Annotated in this window: 14 protein-coding genes and 1 riboswitch; of the genes, 13 read left to right on the forward strand and 1 reads right to left on the reverse strand. The window is 29.8% G+C overall.

Features of this window, described 5'->3' with window-relative positions:
* Window positions 1-539 precede the first annotated feature (539 nt).
* The 3 genes from WJW32_RS00425 (at window position 540) to WJW32_RS00435 (ending at window position 3285) form a co-directional block, all read left to right on the forward strand.
* Complete coding sequence (locus WJW32_RS00425) at window positions 540-881, forward strand: Lin0368 family putative glycerol transporter subunit (RefSeq protein ID WP_340253351.1); 342 nt, start codon at window positions 540-542, stop codon at window positions 879-881.
* Window positions 882-1049: 168 nt separating this feature from the next.
* On the forward strand, window positions 1050-2573 hold the full coding sequence (glpK, locus tag WJW32_RS00430; RefSeq protein WP_340253354.1) for a glycerol kinase GlpK: 1524 nt from the start codon (window positions 1050-1052) through the stop codon (window positions 2571-2573).
* A gap of 481 nt (window positions 2574-3054) precedes the next feature.
* Window positions 3055-3285, forward strand: a complete 231-nt coding sequence (locus WJW32_RS00435; protein WP_340253357.1) for a DUF1667 domain-containing protein — start codon at window positions 3055-3057, stop codon at window positions 3283-3285.
* 187 nt (window positions 3286-3472) lie between these two features.
* On the opposite strand, the gene WJW32_RS00440 is transcribed toward WJW32_RS00435, so the two are convergent.
* Entirely contained in the window at window positions 3473-4786 is a 1314-nt protein-coding gene (locus tag WJW32_RS00440) for a voltage-gated chloride channel family protein (protein WP_340253360.1), read from the reverse strand.
* A 53-nt stretch (window positions 4787-4839) separates the two neighbouring features.
* Window positions 4840-4911: riboswitch (Fluoride riboswitch) on the reverse strand.
* Window positions 4912-5123: 212 nt separating this feature from the next.
* On the opposite strand from WJW32_RS00440, the gene WJW32_RS00445 reads away from it, so the two are divergent.
* The 10 genes from WJW32_RS00445 to WJW32_RS00490 all read left to right on the forward strand — a co-directional run bounded on the left by WJW32_RS00445 (window position 5124) and on the right by WJW32_RS00490 (window position 16068).
* Entirely contained in the window at window positions 5124-5678 is a 555-nt protein-coding gene (locus tag WJW32_RS00445; protein ID WP_340253363.1) for a glycerol-3-phosphate responsive antiterminator, read from the forward strand.
* 404 nt (window positions 5679-6082) lie between these two features.
* Window positions 6083-7537 carry an NAD(P)/FAD-dependent oxidoreductase gene (locus WJW32_RS00450; RefSeq protein ID WP_340253366.1) on the forward strand — a complete coding sequence of 485 codons (1455 nt, stop codon included), beginning with the start codon at window positions 6083-6085 and terminating at the stop codon, window positions 7535-7537.
* Window positions 7527-8768, forward strand: a complete 1242-nt coding sequence (locus tag WJW32_RS00455) for an NAD(P)/FAD-dependent oxidoreductase (RefSeq protein ID WP_340253369.1) — start codon at window positions 7527-7529, stop codon at window positions 8766-8768. The genes WJW32_RS00450 and WJW32_RS00455 overlap by 11 nt, the downstream gene beginning before the upstream one ends.
* 2 nt (window positions 8769-8770) lie before the next feature.
* The gene (locus WJW32_RS00460) at window positions 8771-9136 is read left to right on the forward strand and encodes a DUF1667 domain-containing protein (RefSeq protein WP_340253372.1); all 366 of its coding nucleotides are present in this window, start codon (window positions 8771-8773) and stop codon (window positions 9134-9136) included.
* Between the two features lie 683 nt (window positions 9137-9819).
* Window positions 9820-10623 (forward strand): ATP-binding protein, encoded by an 804-nt coding sequence (locus WJW32_RS00465; RefSeq protein WP_340253375.1) that lies wholly within the window; start codon window positions 9820-9822, stop codon window positions 10621-10623.
* Between the two features lie 149 nt (window positions 10624-10772).
* Complete coding sequence (gene gdhA / locus WJW32_RS00470; protein WP_340253378.1) at window positions 10773-12143, forward strand: NADP-specific glutamate dehydrogenase; 1371 nt, start codon at window positions 10773-10775, stop codon at window positions 12141-12143.
* Between the two features lie 220 nt (window positions 12144-12363).
* Complete coding sequence (locus WJW32_RS00475) at window positions 12364-14217, forward strand: sensor histidine kinase (RefSeq protein WP_340253381.1); 1854 nt, start codon at window positions 12364-12366, stop codon at window positions 14215-14217.
* A 38-nt stretch (window positions 14218-14255) separates the two neighbouring features.
* Complete coding sequence (locus WJW32_RS00480) at window positions 14256-14495, forward strand: HPr family phosphocarrier protein (protein WP_340253384.1); 240 nt, start codon at window positions 14256-14258, stop codon at window positions 14493-14495.
* A gap of 123 nt (window positions 14496-14618) precedes the next feature.
* Window positions 14619-14744, forward strand: coding sequence for a hypothetical protein (locus WJW32_RS00485; protein ID WP_340253387.1), 126 nt, complete (start codon window positions 14619-14621; stop codon window positions 14742-14744).
* Between the two features lie 589 nt (window positions 14745-15333).
* Entirely contained in the window at window positions 15334-16068 is a 735-nt protein-coding gene (locus tag WJW32_RS00490) for a hypothetical protein (protein WP_340253390.1), read from the forward strand.
* The last annotated feature ends 74 nt before the right edge of the window (window positions 16069-16142 follow it).

A 16142-nucleotide genomic window follows, 5' to 3' on the forward strand; every position in this document is an offset into this window, starting at 1 on the left:
ACAGTTATAATTTTCTATTAAATTATAGCAGAAATATGGAAAAATAACAACTGCTAACGATATTATTATACACATAAAATATGATTTTAAACATATTTTTGTGTTGATTTGATATTAACAGGAAAACGTGAGGCCTGAAGATTTATTACAAATTATTTCTGGGGTGAATTTTGTTGAAATTTTACAAAAACGGAATTTGGGCGTGCGATGAATGAAAGGAAAACATATGTTATGGAGTTCGCCTTAACTACTGATGACTCCTATAGATAGTTATATCTATAGGAGTTTTTTTGCATACTTGGGTGTTTTGATTTTGTTGAAGGGAACGTATTGAAATTATAACTATTGGAGCGTTAGGCCTTAAGCTATCTTCTAAGAGATTGCTGGTTCAAGAGCAAAATTCTTAGAAAAACAGAAGTTTCTCAATATTGATAATGTTCAAATTAATATTGAGGAATCATATTAAATTGTAATAAACTATTTTTGAATAAAAAAGAAGCTGAAAAAGAAACTGTTTAAAAAAAAGGGGGGGATTTTTAATGACAATAAAATTAGCCATAGGAACATTTGTAGGAGCATTTATATTTCCATTTATGATAAGACTTGTTTGGGGAAATCTAGTTGAAGATTTTGGTCCTATAGGAGGATGGATGGCAGCTGCATTCATAGTTGGACTTTGTTGGACTTTAAACCATGGCGTTGGAGCAATACATCAAATGGATGGTGGAGCATGGATAGATATGGCATGGGCAGCAGGTATAGGATTATGGGCAGCAGCTATAGTTGCTGATAAAGCTGATGTAGGAAAATCAATACCTACAATGGTATGTTCTCTAATAGGAGGAACATTAGGGGGATTCTTCTTATCAACATTTCTTTAAAATTTAGATGAAATAATATATAAACTAAATATAAAAATTGATTTACATCTTTACCAAAGATGTAAATCAATTTCAATCTAGGGTTTTGATAAGAGCTTTTTGAATATACAAATTATTTTCTAATATAATTTAATTAAATACATATAAAAAATGGGGGGGAATATGAATATGGAAAAGAAATACATAATGTCTTTAGATCAAGGAACTACAAGCTCAAGAGCTATACTGTTTGATAAAGGTGGAAAAATAGTAGGTGCATCTCAAAAAGAATTTACTCAAATATACCCTAAAGCTGGATGGGTTGAGCACGATGCTATGGAGATTTGGGGAACTCAAAGTGGAGTTGCTAGAGAAGTTTTAGAAAAGACAGGTATATCTCCTGAAGAGGTTACAGCAATAGGAATTACAAACCAAAGAGAGACTACTGTTGTTTGGGATAAGAATACTGGAAAGCCTATATATAATGCAATCGTATGGCAGTGTAGAAGAACAGCTGACATATGTGATGGATTAAAAGAAAGAGGTCTTGAGGAAAGTGTAAAAGATAAAACAGGACTTGTAGTTGATGCTTATTTCTCTGGAACAAAGATTAAGTGGATACTTGATAATGTAGAAGGAGCTAGAGAAAAAGCTGAAAATGGAGATTTATTATTTGGTAATATAGACACTTGGTTAATTTGGAACTTAACTAGAGGTAAGGTTCATGTTACAGATTATACTAATGCATCAAGAACAATGATTTATAATATAAAAGAGTTAAAGTGGGATGATGAATTACTTGAAGCTTTAGATATTCCAAAATCTATGCTTCCAGAAGTTAAACCTTCAAGCTGTGTATATGGAGTTACTGATGAGCATACATTTGGTGGAGCTCAAATACCTATAGCAGGAGATGCTGGAGATCAACAAGCCGCTTTATTTGGTCAGGCATGTTTTGATGAAGGTATGGCAAAGAATACTTATGGAACTGGATGCTTTATGCTTATGAACACAGGTGAAAAACCAGTAGCATCTAAAAATGGATTATTAACTACTATAGCATGGGGTGTAGATGGAAAGGTGGAATATGCTCTTGAAGGAAGTATATTTATAGGTGGAGCTTCTGTTCAATGGTTGAGAGATGAACTTAAAGTTATATATGATGCTAGAGAATCAGAGTATTATGCATCTTCAGTTAAAGATACTAATGGAGTTTATATGGTTCCAGCATTTACTGGACTTGGAGCACCTTATTGGGATATGTATGCAAGAGGAGCTATAGTAGGTCTTACTCGTGGAGCGAAAAGAGAGCATCTAGTAAGAGCAACTCTTGAATCTATAGCATATCAAACCAAAGATGTTTTAGAGGCTATGCAAGATGATTCAGGTATAGAACTTAAAGGACTTAAGGTTGATGGAGGAGCTTGCGCTAACAACTTCTTAATGCAGTTCCAAGGAGATATATTGGATGTTCCTGTTAATAGACCAGAAGTTATAGAGACTACTGCTCTAGGAGCAGCTTACCTTGCAGGTCTTGCTGTTGGATTCTGGAAGGATAAAGAAGAAATAAAAGAAAAGTGGGCTATAAATAGAACATTTAACCCTGATATGGAAGAAGAAAAGAGACGCACTCTTTATAAAGGATGGAAAAAGGCAGTAAGAAGATCTATGGAATGGGAAAAAGAAGATTTAGCTGAAGAGGCTAATGCATAAAAATAGTAATTATTAAGTAAGCTAAATAAATTTAAACTTTATGTTTAAGGCAAGGAGAAGAGAGATAGCCTAATCTAGGCTATCTCTCTGTATTTTTTTAGTGGGAATTTACAATTTGTATTAATTAGACTCTATTGATATAAATTCTAAGTTTCTGATAATTAAGGATTGTAGAATGAGGAGGAATAAATATGTTTGATGTAGCTGTAATAGGGGCTGGTGTTGTGGGAGCCAGTATAGCTAGAGAACTTTCTAAGTATAACTTAAGNAGTTAGAAATATATACAGCAACAAAAAAATTGTTGTTAGAGATGGGGAAGAAATAATACTACAAAAGAAAAGACCTCATATGATACCTTCAGAAATAGAAAACTTAAAGTTAAGTCCAGAAATTATTAAAAATCTAAAGGGTAATATAAGTGTTTGTGTAGAGGAGGCTTAATAATGGAAAAAAATATTACTTGCATAGTATGTCCTGTAGGTTGCAGATTGACAGGGTTACAACTACTGTTAAAATAAAAGATGGAGCTTTAAGATTAATACCTGTAAAAACTAGTGATTCAATACCAAAGGAACTTATATTTGAGCTTATGGAACTTCTTGATGATGTAGAGGTTGAAGCACCTGTAATGGTTGGAGATGTAATTGTTGAGAATGTATTAGATACCGGAATTAATATAGTTGCTAGTAGAGATATGAGCAAAGTCTCTTAAATATAAAAGTTTAATTAGAGGTTAATTGAAAAATGAAGGTTATTGAAATGACGTTGCTCTAATAATATCTCAATAACCTTCATTTTTGTTGTACTTTTAAAATTTGCGATAGCAAATTATATGGAAAGACTATCTAAGAACATAACTATGATAATAAGTAATATTAACAAATTTGAGTAGAAATATTTTAAGATGACTTTTGTTTTATAGTTGATAGACTTTCGGTTTCATCTAAATTAATCCACGGATACTTAGGTGTTGAAATTTTTTGAGAACTATATATGCCATGATGTCCTGAGAATAAGTAACTTACCATACAAGCTATGAATAAAAATATTACACCTTCGCCATGAAATAACTCAAGTCCCATTATAAAGCAAGCCAAAGGAGTGTTAGTAGCACCGGAAAAAACAGCTACAAAACCTAAGCTTGCAAGAAAGTATGGAGATATATTAAGTATTGGACCAAGTGCATTGCCAAGTGTTGACCCTATATAGAATAAAGGAGTAACCTCTCCGCCTTGAAAACCAGCACCAAGAGTTATGGATGTAAATAAAGTTTTCCAAAAGAATGCAAATGAAGAAATTGGTTCGGTTAAAGATTTAGAAATCATAGGAAGACCAAGGCCTACATAATCTCTGGTTCCAACAATATAAACTAAGATTATAACTATTAGTCCGCCAAAAGCACTTTTATATACAGGATTCTTTAAAACTCTATTAAATAAATATTTAAATGTAGAAGTTAATTCGCTAAATAATATAGAGCAAAGACCAAAGCATATCGATGCAATAATTACCTTTAATATAACCATAAAAGTCATATCCGGTATTTGAATCATTTCATAATGAGAGTGAGTAGCACCTAAAGCTAAGGCTACAAAGTTTGATACAAAGCTTGATATAAAACACGGTATGAATGCGAAATACTGCATTTCTCCAATTGCTACAACTTCCATAGCAAATACAGTACCTGCAAGAGGTGTTCCGAATACAGAACCAAATCCGCTGCTTATACCGCAAAGTAGCAATATCTTTCTGTCGGTAGAATCTACCTTAAATAGTTTACCTACTAGTTCTGCCATACTTCCACCCATTTGAACTGCTGTACCTTCTCTTCCTGCTGATCCTCCAAATAAATGAGTTACTACAGTCCCAAACAAGACAAGAGGTGTCATTATAAGAGGAATATCTTCTTTCTTTTGATCTCCAATTTGTACTTGTTCAAGTATCAAATTATTACCCTTAGAGCTATTTCTACCATATTTTTTATAAAGATAACTTACAAAAGCACCTCCTATAGGAAGCAAAAATAGCATATACGAATGATCAACTCTATAATTAGTTGCTGTTGATAGACTTATAAGAAAAAAAGCTGATAAGCATCCACTTAAAACTCCAACTAAAGAGGACATAAAAGTCCATTTAGTTAAGAATTTGATACCGCTAGTATCGAAAAAATATGATAATAATTTTTTGAAATGACTTTGTGTTTCTTTCATAAATACCCTCCGTGAAATTATTTTGTATACAAAAAAAACTTCTACAAAACAAGTGTTTTGTAGAAGTTATTAACCTTAAAGGTGGTTTAGGATTATCCAAGGGAAACTTCATTCCCAAATATTCAAATGCATTTAAAAGTATATCATAAATGTATTTAAAATGCAATATAAAATTAAAATTGATATATATATTTAAAACGAATAAAAATTAAAAGTTCCGAAAAGATGATAAATTTTAAATAAACGTTGAAAAATGCCATAAATTTGTAATATACTGTTTAATATAGAAATATAATAAGTATATACAAATAACAGGATAAAAAAGGAGAGAAACTATTTGAAAGAGTTATTAGAATATAATCCTATAATTGCAGCAGTAAAAAATGATAAAGGCTTACATGATGCAGTGAAATCTGATTGTGAAATAATATTCTTATTATATGGAGATATGATTACATTAAAAGAAAAAGTTGATTTTTTAAACAAGAACAAGAAAAAGGTTTTTGTTCATCTAGATATGATAACAGGATTTGCATCTAATCCCATAATAATAGACTATATAGCGTCCTCTATGAATGTAGAAGGAATTATAAGTACAAGGGTTAACATGATAAAAAGAGCTATAGACAAAAATATTAAAGCTGTGCAAAGGTTTTTTATAGTTGACTCTATGTCTTTGGATAGTGCTCTTGAGAGTCTTAAGAGGGTTAGACCTCAGGCGGTTGAAATAATGCCAGGTATAATGCCGAAGGTTATAAAAAAGGTGAATTCTCAACTCAAAATTCCGGTTATATCAGGAGGTCTTGTTGAAACCAAGGAAGAGGTTATATCAATTCTTAAAAATGGAGCGTCTTCTATATCAACTACTAACCAAGATATATGGGAAGAGTAAAATGATGAAATCTTCAAAAAATGTTGATTTTTAGAAAATGTTGAATTATAATGTAAGTACAACAATTTGATAAATAAAAGCTAGAGAAGAGAGAGCTATAATAAATAAGAAATTTATTTATATTATAGTTGTCTCTTTTTTTACTTTAAAAGATGTTGAATTTTGGAAGGATAAATAAGATTTAACTTAAGAGGCTAATGCCTGAAATGTAAATTTTTTCATCAAATTAAATAAATTTAAACTTGGTGTTTAAGGCAATGAGAAGAGAGATAGCCTAATCTAGGCTATCTCTCTGTCTTTTTATTGATATAAATTCTAAGTTTATGATATTCAAATCTATATTTGATATTTTGAAATATGAGTTTAAGTAATAAGTAAGGATTGTAGAATGAGGAGGAATAAATATGTTTGATGTAGCTGTAATAGGGGCTGGTGTTGTGGGAGCCAGTATAGCTAGAGAACTTTCTAAGTATAACTTAAGTACAGTTGTACTAGAAAAAGGAGTTGAAGTTTGTCAAGCAACTACAAAAGCAAATAGTGCGATAATTCATGGTGGATATGATGCTGTTGATGGAACTTTAAAGGCAAAGCTAAATGTTAAAGGGAATGAAATGTATGAAGATTTATGTAATGAACTGAACGTTCACTTTAAGAGAATTGGGTCTTTAGTTGTTGCATTTTCTGAAGAAGAAATGGAAACTATAAAAGATCTTTATGAAAGAGGAATTGACAATAAGGTTAAAGGCCTTGAAATATTAAATAAAGAACAGGTTAAAGAAGTAGAGCCTAATATAAGTAATGAGGTAGTAGGAGCTCTTAGATGTAAAAGTGCGGGAATTGTTTGCCCATTCAATTTAACTGTTGCTTTAATGGAAAACGCTATTACTAATGGGGTTAAGTTAAATACAGAGTGTGAGGTTACTAATATAACCAAAGATGAATACTTTAATATAGAGACAAAGAAAGGGAATATACAAGCCAAATATGTTATAAATGCAGCTGGATTATATGCTGATAAGATAAACAACATGATAGGCGGAGATGAGTATTACATTATAAGTAGAAAGGGAGAATACAGGGTTTTAGATAAATCTGAAGGTGATATTGTAAATCATGTATTATTCCAATGTCCAACTAAAAAAGGTAAGGGAGTATTGGTTGCGCCTACTGTTCATGGCAATATACTTTTAGGACCTACTGCTGAAGAAGTTGATAATCCAGAAGATGTATCAATAACAAAGGCTGGTTTAAGTTTTTTAACTAAAAATGCTAAAAAAAGTATACCAAGCCTTGATTTATCAAAGACTATAACATCTTTTTCAGGGGTTAGAGCAACTCCTAATATCAAGGATTTTATGATATTCGCATCAGATAAAGCTCAAGGATTTATAAATGTTGGAGGAATAGAATCTCCTGGACTTAGTGCAGCACCAGCTATAGCTGAGTATGTAATAGATATATTAAAAGAAGAGGGATTAGATTTTGAAGAAAAACAAAATTTCAATCCATATAGAAAAAAAGATAAGCCGTTTTCTCACATGAATAATGAAGAAAGAAAAGAAGCTATCAAAAAGGATATAAGACATTCAAAAATCATATGCAGATGTGAGACTACAACAGAAGCTGAAATAATAGATGCAATTCATAGACCAGCTGGAGCGAGAACAGTTGATGGAGTAAAAAGAAGAGTAAGACCAGGTATGGGAAGATGTCAAGGTGGATTTTGTGGTCCTAGAGTAGTTGAAATATTAGCTAGAGAACTTAATTTAGACATGGAAGATGTTTTAAAAGACTATGAAAATTCTAAAATGATACTAGGAAAAGTAAAAGAATCAAGGGGTGAGAAGGTTGAAATATGATGTTGTTGTAGTTGGAGGTGGACCAGCAGGACTTGGAGCTGCTGTTGAAGCGAAAAAACATGGAGCAAATAAGGTATTAATAATAGAAAGAGATAGAGAACTTGGAGGAATACTTAATCAATGTATCCATAATGGTTTTGGTCTTCATGAATTCAAAGAAGAACTTACGGGACCTGAATATGCAAATAAATTTATAAAAATGGTAGAAGAAAATGATATAGATTATATGTTAAACACTATGGTACTTAGTATAGAAGATAAGAAGATAATAGCACTTGGAGAAAAAGGACTTATAGATATTGAAGCAGTTTCAATAATTCTTGCAATGGGATGCAGAGAAAGAACAAGAGGAGCTATAGACCTTGCAGGTTATAGACCAGCAGGAGTTTATACAGCGGGAGCTGCTCAAAGATTTATGAATATGGAAGGCTACATGGTAGGTAAAAAAGTAGTTATATATGGTTCTGGCGACATTGGACTTATAATGGCTAGAAGAATGACTTTAGAAGGAGCTAAGGTAGAGGCTGTAGTTGAAGTCAACCCTCATTCAAGTGGTCTTACTAGAAATATAGTTCAGTGTTTAGATGATTTTGGTATTCCTCTTTTATTACAGCATGGAATAACTTATGTTCATGGAAAAAATAGGGTTACAGGAGTTACGATATCAAAGCTTGATGATAATAGAAATCCTATAGAGGGAACAAACAGAGAAATAGAGTGTGACACAGTATTATTATCGGTAGGTCTTATACCTGAAAATGAACTTTCAAGTGATACAGGAGTAAAGCTTCACAATACAACTAAGGGTCCTGTGGTAAATAATAAAATGCAAACTAATGTTGATGGAGTATTTGCATGTGGAAATGTTGTTCATGTTCATGACTTAGTTGACTTTGTAACTAAGGAAAGTAGAATAGCAGGAAGAAATGCTGCTTTATATGTTTTAAATAAAATAGAAAATAATGAAACTATAGAGACTGAGGCTGGAGAAGGCATTGGATATATAGTACCTCAACAAATAGATACTAAATTAGGAGAAGAAGTTAACTTATTTATGAGAGTTAGAAATATATACAGCAACAAAAAAATTGTTGTTAGAGATGGGGAAGAAATAATACTACAAAAGAAAAGACCTCATATGATACCTTCAGAGATGGAAAACTTAAAGTTAAGTGCAGAAATTATTAAAAATCTAAAGGGTAATATAAGTGTTTGTGTAGAGGAGGCTTAATAATGGAAAAAAATATTACTTGCATAGTATGTCCTGTAGGTTGCAGATTGACAGTTAAAAAGAATGAAGATAAAGTTTATTCGGTTACAGGGAATACATGTAAAAGAGGGGAAAAATACGGGGTAGAAGAGATGACAACTCCTAAGAGAATGGTTACAACTACTGTTAAAATAAAAGATGGAGCTTTAAGATTAATACCTGTAAAAACTAGTGATTCAATACCAAAGGAACTTATATTTGAGCTTATGGAACTGCTTGATGAGATTGAGGTTGAAGCACCTGTAATGGTTGGAGATGTAATTGTTGAGAATGTATTAGATACCGGAATTAATATAGTTGCTAGTAGAGATATGTGTAAAGTTTCTTAAAAAATAGGAACTTAATTAGTGGTTAATCGAAAAATGAAGGTTATTGAAATACCGTTACTCTAATAATATTTTAATAAAACTAAAGATTGATCTAGATAAACATCCTAAAAGTTCTAAACTCCCGTTGGTTAGACAACGAACTTTCTTAACGGATATTGATCTAGCTCAATCTAAGTTTTATATAAAAATATTAAAAATGAGTAACTAACATTTCAATAACCTTCATTTTTAATTTATACGTAGAATATGAATATCAATGTTTATATGACTTAATATTTTTAATAAAACTAAGAATTACATCTTATTGAATATCCTAAAAGTTCTAAAAGCCCTAACAGTCAGACAACGAACTTTCTTAACGTGTATTCAAACGACATAATGCAAGTTTTAAGCAAAAACATTTAAATCATTCTCTAACATTTTAATCCCCTTCATTTTGTAGGTATAGTTTTTAGTTGTAATTTATAGTGAGGTAGGATCAATTTTATGTTATAGGAATTAATACTAAAAAACTGTCTATGGAAATGTTTTGGTTATATTCAAAATATAGTTGTATTCACGGTATTTTTATAGACAGTTTTTGATAACCCACAAACTATGAAAAAGAACTTATAGAAAATAAGCAAAAGATACCTAAATAGGGTTATAATATATATTATTACTAAATGAAGAGAGGTATTTTTATGAAGGTATATGCACTTTGTGGAGCTAGTGGTACGGGAAAGAGTTATAGAGCATTAAGTATAGCTCATGAAAATGATATAGATTATATAATAGATGATGGAATTCTTATACACAAGAACTGTATAGTAACTGGTATTTCAGCTAAGAATGCTTCTACTAAGATGGAGGCAGTTAAGAGGGCTATATTTGAAGATTTAGAGCATAGAAGTAATATGATAAAGGCTATAGAGAAAAATGACGTTCAAAGCATATTAATAATAGGGACATCTTGGAAAATGATAAACAAAATAGCGGCTAGATTGGATCTACCTGACATTTATAAAAAAATAAATATGGAGGATATAGCAACAAAAGAAGAGATGGATGAGGCTAGAAAAAGTAGAATGGAAAAAGGAATTCATATAATACCTCTTCCTACTTTTGAAGTGAAAAAACATTTTTCTGGTCTTTTTACAAATCCTATTAAACTTTTGTTCAAGGATAAAAATAGTGATATAAAGGAATTTGAAAAAACTCTTATAAGGCCTACTTTTAGCTATATGGGTAAATACTATATATCTCAGAAAGCTATACGACAAATAGTTACGTATGAAATGACTAAATTTGAAGATGTATGTCAAACAATCTCTATAGATATAAAACACAATAGATCAGGCATAAAAATTGATATAAAAGTCAAACTTAAAATAGTCGAAATATTAAGACAATGCGAAAGTATACAAGAACAATTAATGAATACACTAGAAAATACAACGCTTCTGAGTGTTAACAGTATAAATATACATATAGTAGATATTTGTTAAAAAATAAATAACCATTTAATATGTTTACAAGTTAAATTTTAGTATGTTATAATTTGGTTAAGGAGCGGGAAAACATTTTCCTTGATTCGACAAATAACAACTTTGTCAAAGTAGAAAATGATTAACATTAATAGAGGGGGTTTATTTAAATGTCAAAAGAAATTTTAAGTGCTAAAGATTATATATCTAATGTAATGGAGAATGTTACAAAAAGAAACAGTACAGAGCCTGAGTTTTTACAAGCTGTTGAAGAGGTATTAAATACTTTAGCTCCAGTTTTAGAAAAACGTCCAGAATATATAGAAGCTAACATATTAGAAAGAATAACTGAGCCAGAAAGACAAATAGTATTCAGAGTACCTTGGGTTGATGATGCAGGAAATATTCAAGTTAACCGTGGAATGAGAGTACAATTTAATGGAGCTATAGGACCTTACAAAGGAGGACTTAGATTCCATCCATCAGTTTACATAGGTATAATCAAATTCTTAGGATTTGAGCAAATATTCAAGAACTCATTAACTGGACTTCCAATAGGAGGAGGAAAAGGTGGAGCTGATTTCGATGCTAGAGGAAAATCAGATGCAGAAATAATGAGATTCTGCCAAAGCTTTATGACTGAGCTTTACAGACATATAGGACCAGATGTAGATGTTCCAGCTGGAGATATCGGTGTTGGAGGAAGAGAAATCGGATTCTTATACGGACACTACAGAAGAATAAAAGGAGCTTTCCAAAACGGAGTTCTTACAGGAAAAGGACTTTCATATGGAGGAAGTTTAATAAGACCTGAAGCTACAGGATTTGGAATATCTTACTTCTGTAATGAAATATTAAAGCATGAAGGAGATACTTTTGAAGGAAAGACTGTTGCAGTTTCTGGATTTGGTAATGTTGCTTGGGGAGTATGCCAAAAAGTTAGAGATCTTGGAGGAAAGGTTGTTACACTTTCTGGACCAGATGGATACATCTATGATAAAGATGGTATCGTAACTGATGAAAAGATAGACTACTTAGTAGAAATGTTAAAAGAGAACAAAGGTGCAAGAATTAAAGATTACGCTGATAAGTTTGGATGCGAATTCATAGCTGGAGAAAAGCCATGGGGAAGAAAAGTTGATATCATAATGCCTTGTGCTATTCAAAATGATATTACTATAGAACATGCTAAGCAAATAGTAGCAAATGGAATTAAGTACGTTTGTGAAGGTGCTAATATGCCATGTACTAATGAAGCTGTTGAGTATTTCTTAGAGAATGGACTAATAGTTGGACCTTCTAAAGCTGCTAATGCTGGTGGAGTTGCAGTTTCTGCTCTTGAAATGTCTCAAAACAGCATGAGACTTTCTTGGACTAAAGAAGAAGTAGATGCTAAGCTTCATTCTATAATGGTAAATATTCATGAAAATGCTAAGTCTGCTGCTGAAGAGTATGGATTTGGATATAACTTAGTTGCTGGAGCTAACGTAGCTGGATTCTTAAAAGTTGCGGATGCAATGCTAGCTCAAGGAAACTACTAATAATAAATTTTAAATCAGATAGAGTGATTTACTCTATCTGATTTTTTTGTTCCAAAAAAGTATGCCTTTAAAATATTTATAATAAAAACTTTATATACATAAAAAAATCAAATAAAAAGTAATAAAATTTTCATTACATAATGTAATATTATGGTTTATATGGTATTATTTTAAATGGAGAAGTCGATAAAATTCAATTTATGTTATTAGGGGGATATTAATGATTAGCATAAAAAAAGAAAGAATATATGCCATTAAAATCATATGTATATATGCTATTATTGCAAAGGCTTTTGTTTATATAAGTAGATATATAATAAGTTCTACTTTTAAAAGCATTGATAAATTAATCTTGTTTGATTATATAAAATGCAATATATGTATAGTTATAACTTCTATAGGGTTTTATATTGTAATAGAAAAATATATCAGAATTATTAAAAATTTAAAAAATGAAATTCAAGTAAACGATGAGCAATATAAATTTGTAATAAATAATACAACTGGAGGTCTTTGGTACTGGGATATAGAAAAAAAGAATATAGTATTTCCATTTAAATGGAAAAGTATACTGGGATATGAAGATTATGAACTATCTGAATCAGAAGATGATTGGTTAAAACTGATACATCCAGATGATTATGATTATGTATTAAAAAAGACATATGATTATATGAACAAAAAAATAGATAAATATATATTAGAATATAGAATGAAAAAAAAGGATGGAACATATATATGGGTATTAGATAGAGGACAAGGTATTTGGGATGAAAATGATGAAATAATAAAATTTATGGGAACTTATACAGATATAACAGAGATTAAGGAAAATGAGATAAGCTTGAAGCAGAGTGAAGAAAAATTTAAGACATTATTTGATAATGCAGGAGATGCTATTGCGCTTATACAATTAGATAGTAGTTGCATAGATGGATATATAGAAATCAATAAGAGTGCTTGTAAAAGACTTGGATATACCAAAGAAGAATTATTGAATATGACACCATATGATATAAGAGATGATAGATCATATAATAAGTATAAAGAAGCTTTAATAAAGCTAAATGAATCAAAATGCATAACGTATGAAACAATTCATATAACTAAGGATGGAACTAAAATACCGGTTGAAATAAATTGGCATTTATTTGAATTCGATAATAAAAAAGTTATATTATCTATTGCTAGAGATATAACACAGCGAAAAGAGGCTAATGACAAGCTATTAAAGATAATAGAAGAAAATGAAGAATTACTCGTAAAGACTATTGAGAATGATAGAATAAAAACTGAATTTTTTTGCAATATATCTCATGAGTTTAAAACTCCGTTAAATGTAATACTTGGAACTATTCAATTGTTGAATACTTACAATAATGATAATTACATAAACATAGAAGCAGAAAAATTTAACACGTATATAAATATGGGAAAACAAAACTGTCTTAGATTATTAAGACTTATTAATAATATTATGGATATTACAAAAATAGAATACGATGCTTTTGAAGTTAAATATAAAAATTATAATATTATATATATAATAGAAAGTATAACTCAATCTGTAGTAGAATTTGCAAAATCAAATGGAATAGATATAATATTTGATACTGTGGTAGAAGAAAAAATAATCTCCTGTGATGCAGATATAATAGAGAGAGTAATACTAAATATATTATCAAACTCTATAAAAAATACTGATAAAGGTGGATGCATATGGGTAAATATATACGATGAGAATGAGTGTATACTTATAAAAATAAAAGATAATGGTATAGGAATACCAAAGGATAAAATAGAAACTATATTTGATAGATTTACTCAGGTGGATGGATCTTTAAAAAGAAAACATGAAGGAAGTGGAGTGGGTCTATCTCTTGTAAAATCTTTAGTAGAAAAACATAATGGAGATATTTGGGTGACTAGTGAAGTGGGGGTAGGTACCCAAACATCCATAAGGTTACCGGATAATAATTGTAATAATAATTATGAGATTGAGGAAGAATATAGTTATAATAATAATTTGGTTGAAAAAATAAATATTGAATTTTCGGATATATATTCATTATAATTAAAATGAAATGAATAAATAGTAAAGGAGGAAATGAAATGAGAGTAACTTTTATGAAGGTTGAGGATATAAATAGATTCGTAGAATTTGTATCTACGTTAAAAGGAAAGGTGTACTTGAAATCTGGAGAGTATTCTGTAAATGCAAAGTCTATAATAGGAGCTATGTATATAGTTAATGAAAATCCCGATGAAATAGTTGTAGAGGTTGAGGACGAAGGTGAAGCTAAACAAGTATTGACATTTTTAATGCAGGGATCACATCTTAAAGAAGAGTAAAAAAAGACGACTTAAATTTTAAGTCGTCTTTTTTTATGTAATAAAGCGAACTTAAAGTTATTTAGAAAATATAATGTAAAATTCTGTATTTCTCGGGAAATATGTTTGAAAGGGGAATAAAATATGATAGATTGTCACATACATATATCTCTTGATGGAATAGATTTCAAAAAAGCAAGAGAAAACGGAAAAAGAGAAGAAATATTTGATATTATAGGAAAAACATTAAAAGAATATAGAAAAAGGTGAATTTATTATATATGATTTTTATATAATTAAGATAAGACATCAAAAGGAAAAAGGTTAAGCATGATTTATAATAGAATTTTTAAATTTACTTTTTACAATTTTATTACAACTTAAAAACACTTTGGTTAAATTTAAAAGCTATAATTAAATTATAATAAAACAATAAATTTTAAAGGAAGAGGGTTGAAATAATGATAAATATAATAGCAATATTATTAGCAACACCATTTATAGTGGGAATACTAGCACCTATATTTTTAGAGCAAGATATTAAAATTGGTAAATATTAATATCTCAATTTAAACATAATGATTAATATGAATTAGAAAATTGAAAAATATATAAAATTTAAGGAGAAAATCATATGAAGATTTTATTTATTTCTATGTGTATATTTAATCTATTTTTTAGTATTTTATATTTTGGTTACACATAAGCCATATCTTATTATAAATAGGATAATGGCTTTTTTTATTTATATAAAAACTATAATTTTACAACTTTTTTACAATAAAAATATAATTCCTATATATTTGATTTGTATAATGAATTTAACGAAAGAAATTAAATATATAGGGGGAAATTAATTATGAAATTTATGAAAATAAAAAAAGGATTACCAATAGTATTAATAGCAGGAATGTTATTAACAGGAGGAGTACCAAGTTTTGCAGCAATGAACAATGTATCACAAACACAAGCAGTACAAGCTAATGCACAAGTAAACAAAGAACAAGCAAAAGAAATGGCTATAAAAGCATTTGAAAAATATTTAAATACAAATATAGATGAAAAAAAATTATTTGAAGAAACAAAATTATTAAAAGTAGGAGATAAATATAATTTTGAAGGAAAGGATCATTGGAATATTACTTGGACAACATATGATAATAACAAGGATATAGAGAGTATGACGGATGCTGAGCTAGATAAGTATAATGAAGATATTCATAAGGGTATAGGTTATTGTATAGGAATAGACGAAAAAAGCGGACAAATAATGGGAATATCAATAATAGATGGAAATAGAACTTGTACAAAAGAACAAGAAATAAAAACAGAAGATGCAAAGAAAATTGTATTAGATTACATAAAGAAAAATAAACTAGTAGACAATGCAGAAAAATTAGAGTTCTTAGGAGATGTAAGAATGGATCCATCATTATGCACTATTGCATATAAATATGGAGAAAATAAGGTTGTAACTGTTTCAGTAGAATCAGCTTCAAAAAAAGTATCAGGTTTTAGTTATACAGATGAAGAAAGTACAAAGAAAGCAATAGAAAATACTAAAGATTATAAAGAAAAAGGACTACTTGGATAAAAATGTATTTGAATAAAAGTAAGGTTAGGTATTAGTTAAAATACTTAACCTTACTTTTTTTGAGACAAAAATGT

Origin of the sequence: Tepidibacter sp. Z1-5 (assembly GCF_037844525.1) — a bacterium.
Lineage (GTDB): Bacteria > Bacillota > Clostridia > Peptostreptococcales > Peptostreptococcaceae > Tepidibacter_A.

Bases quoted from the DNA above. Each gene is read 5' to 3' on its own strand.
- gdhA (WP_340253378.1), top strand. From the start codon at position 10,773: ATGTCAAAAGAAATTTTAAGTGCTAAAGATTATATATCTAATGTAATG.
- WJW32_RS00490 (WP_340253390.1), top strand. From the start codon at position 15,334: ATGAAATTTATGAAAATAAAAAAAGGATTACCAATAGTATTAATAGCA.
- glpK (WP_340253354.1), top strand. From the start codon at position 1,050: ATGGAAAAGAAATACATAATGTCTTTAGATCAAGGAACTACAAGCTCA.
- WJW32_RS00450 (WP_340253366.1), top strand. From the start codon at position 6,083: ATGTTTGATGTAGCTGTAATAGGGGCTGGTGTTGTGGGAGCCAGTATA.
- WJW32_RS00460 (WP_340253372.1), top strand. From the start codon at position 8,771: ATGGAAAAAAATATTACTTGCATAGTATGTCCTGTAGGTTGCAGATTG.
- WJW32_RS00465 (WP_340253375.1), top strand. From the start codon at position 9,820: ATGAAGGTATATGCACTTTGTGGAGCTAGTGGTACGGGAAAGAGTTAT.
- WJW32_RS00475 (WP_340253381.1), top strand. From the start codon at position 12,364: ATGATTAGCATAAAAAAAGAAAGAATATATGCCATTAAAATCATATGT.
- WJW32_RS00425 (WP_340253351.1), top strand. From the start codon at position 540: ATGACAATAAAATTAGCCATAGGAACATTTGTAGGAGCATTTATATTT.
- WJW32_RS00440 (WP_340253360.1), bottom strand. From the start codon at position 4,786: ATGAAAGAAACACAAAGTCATTTCAAAAAATTATTATCATATTTTTTC.
- WJW32_RS00485 (WP_340253387.1), top strand. From the start codon at position 14,619: ATGATAGATTGTCACATACATATATCTCTTGATGGAATAGATTTCAAA.
- WJW32_RS00480 (WP_340253384.1), top strand. From the start codon at position 14,256: ATGAGAGTAACTTTTATGAAGGTTGAGGATATAAATAGATTCGTAGAA.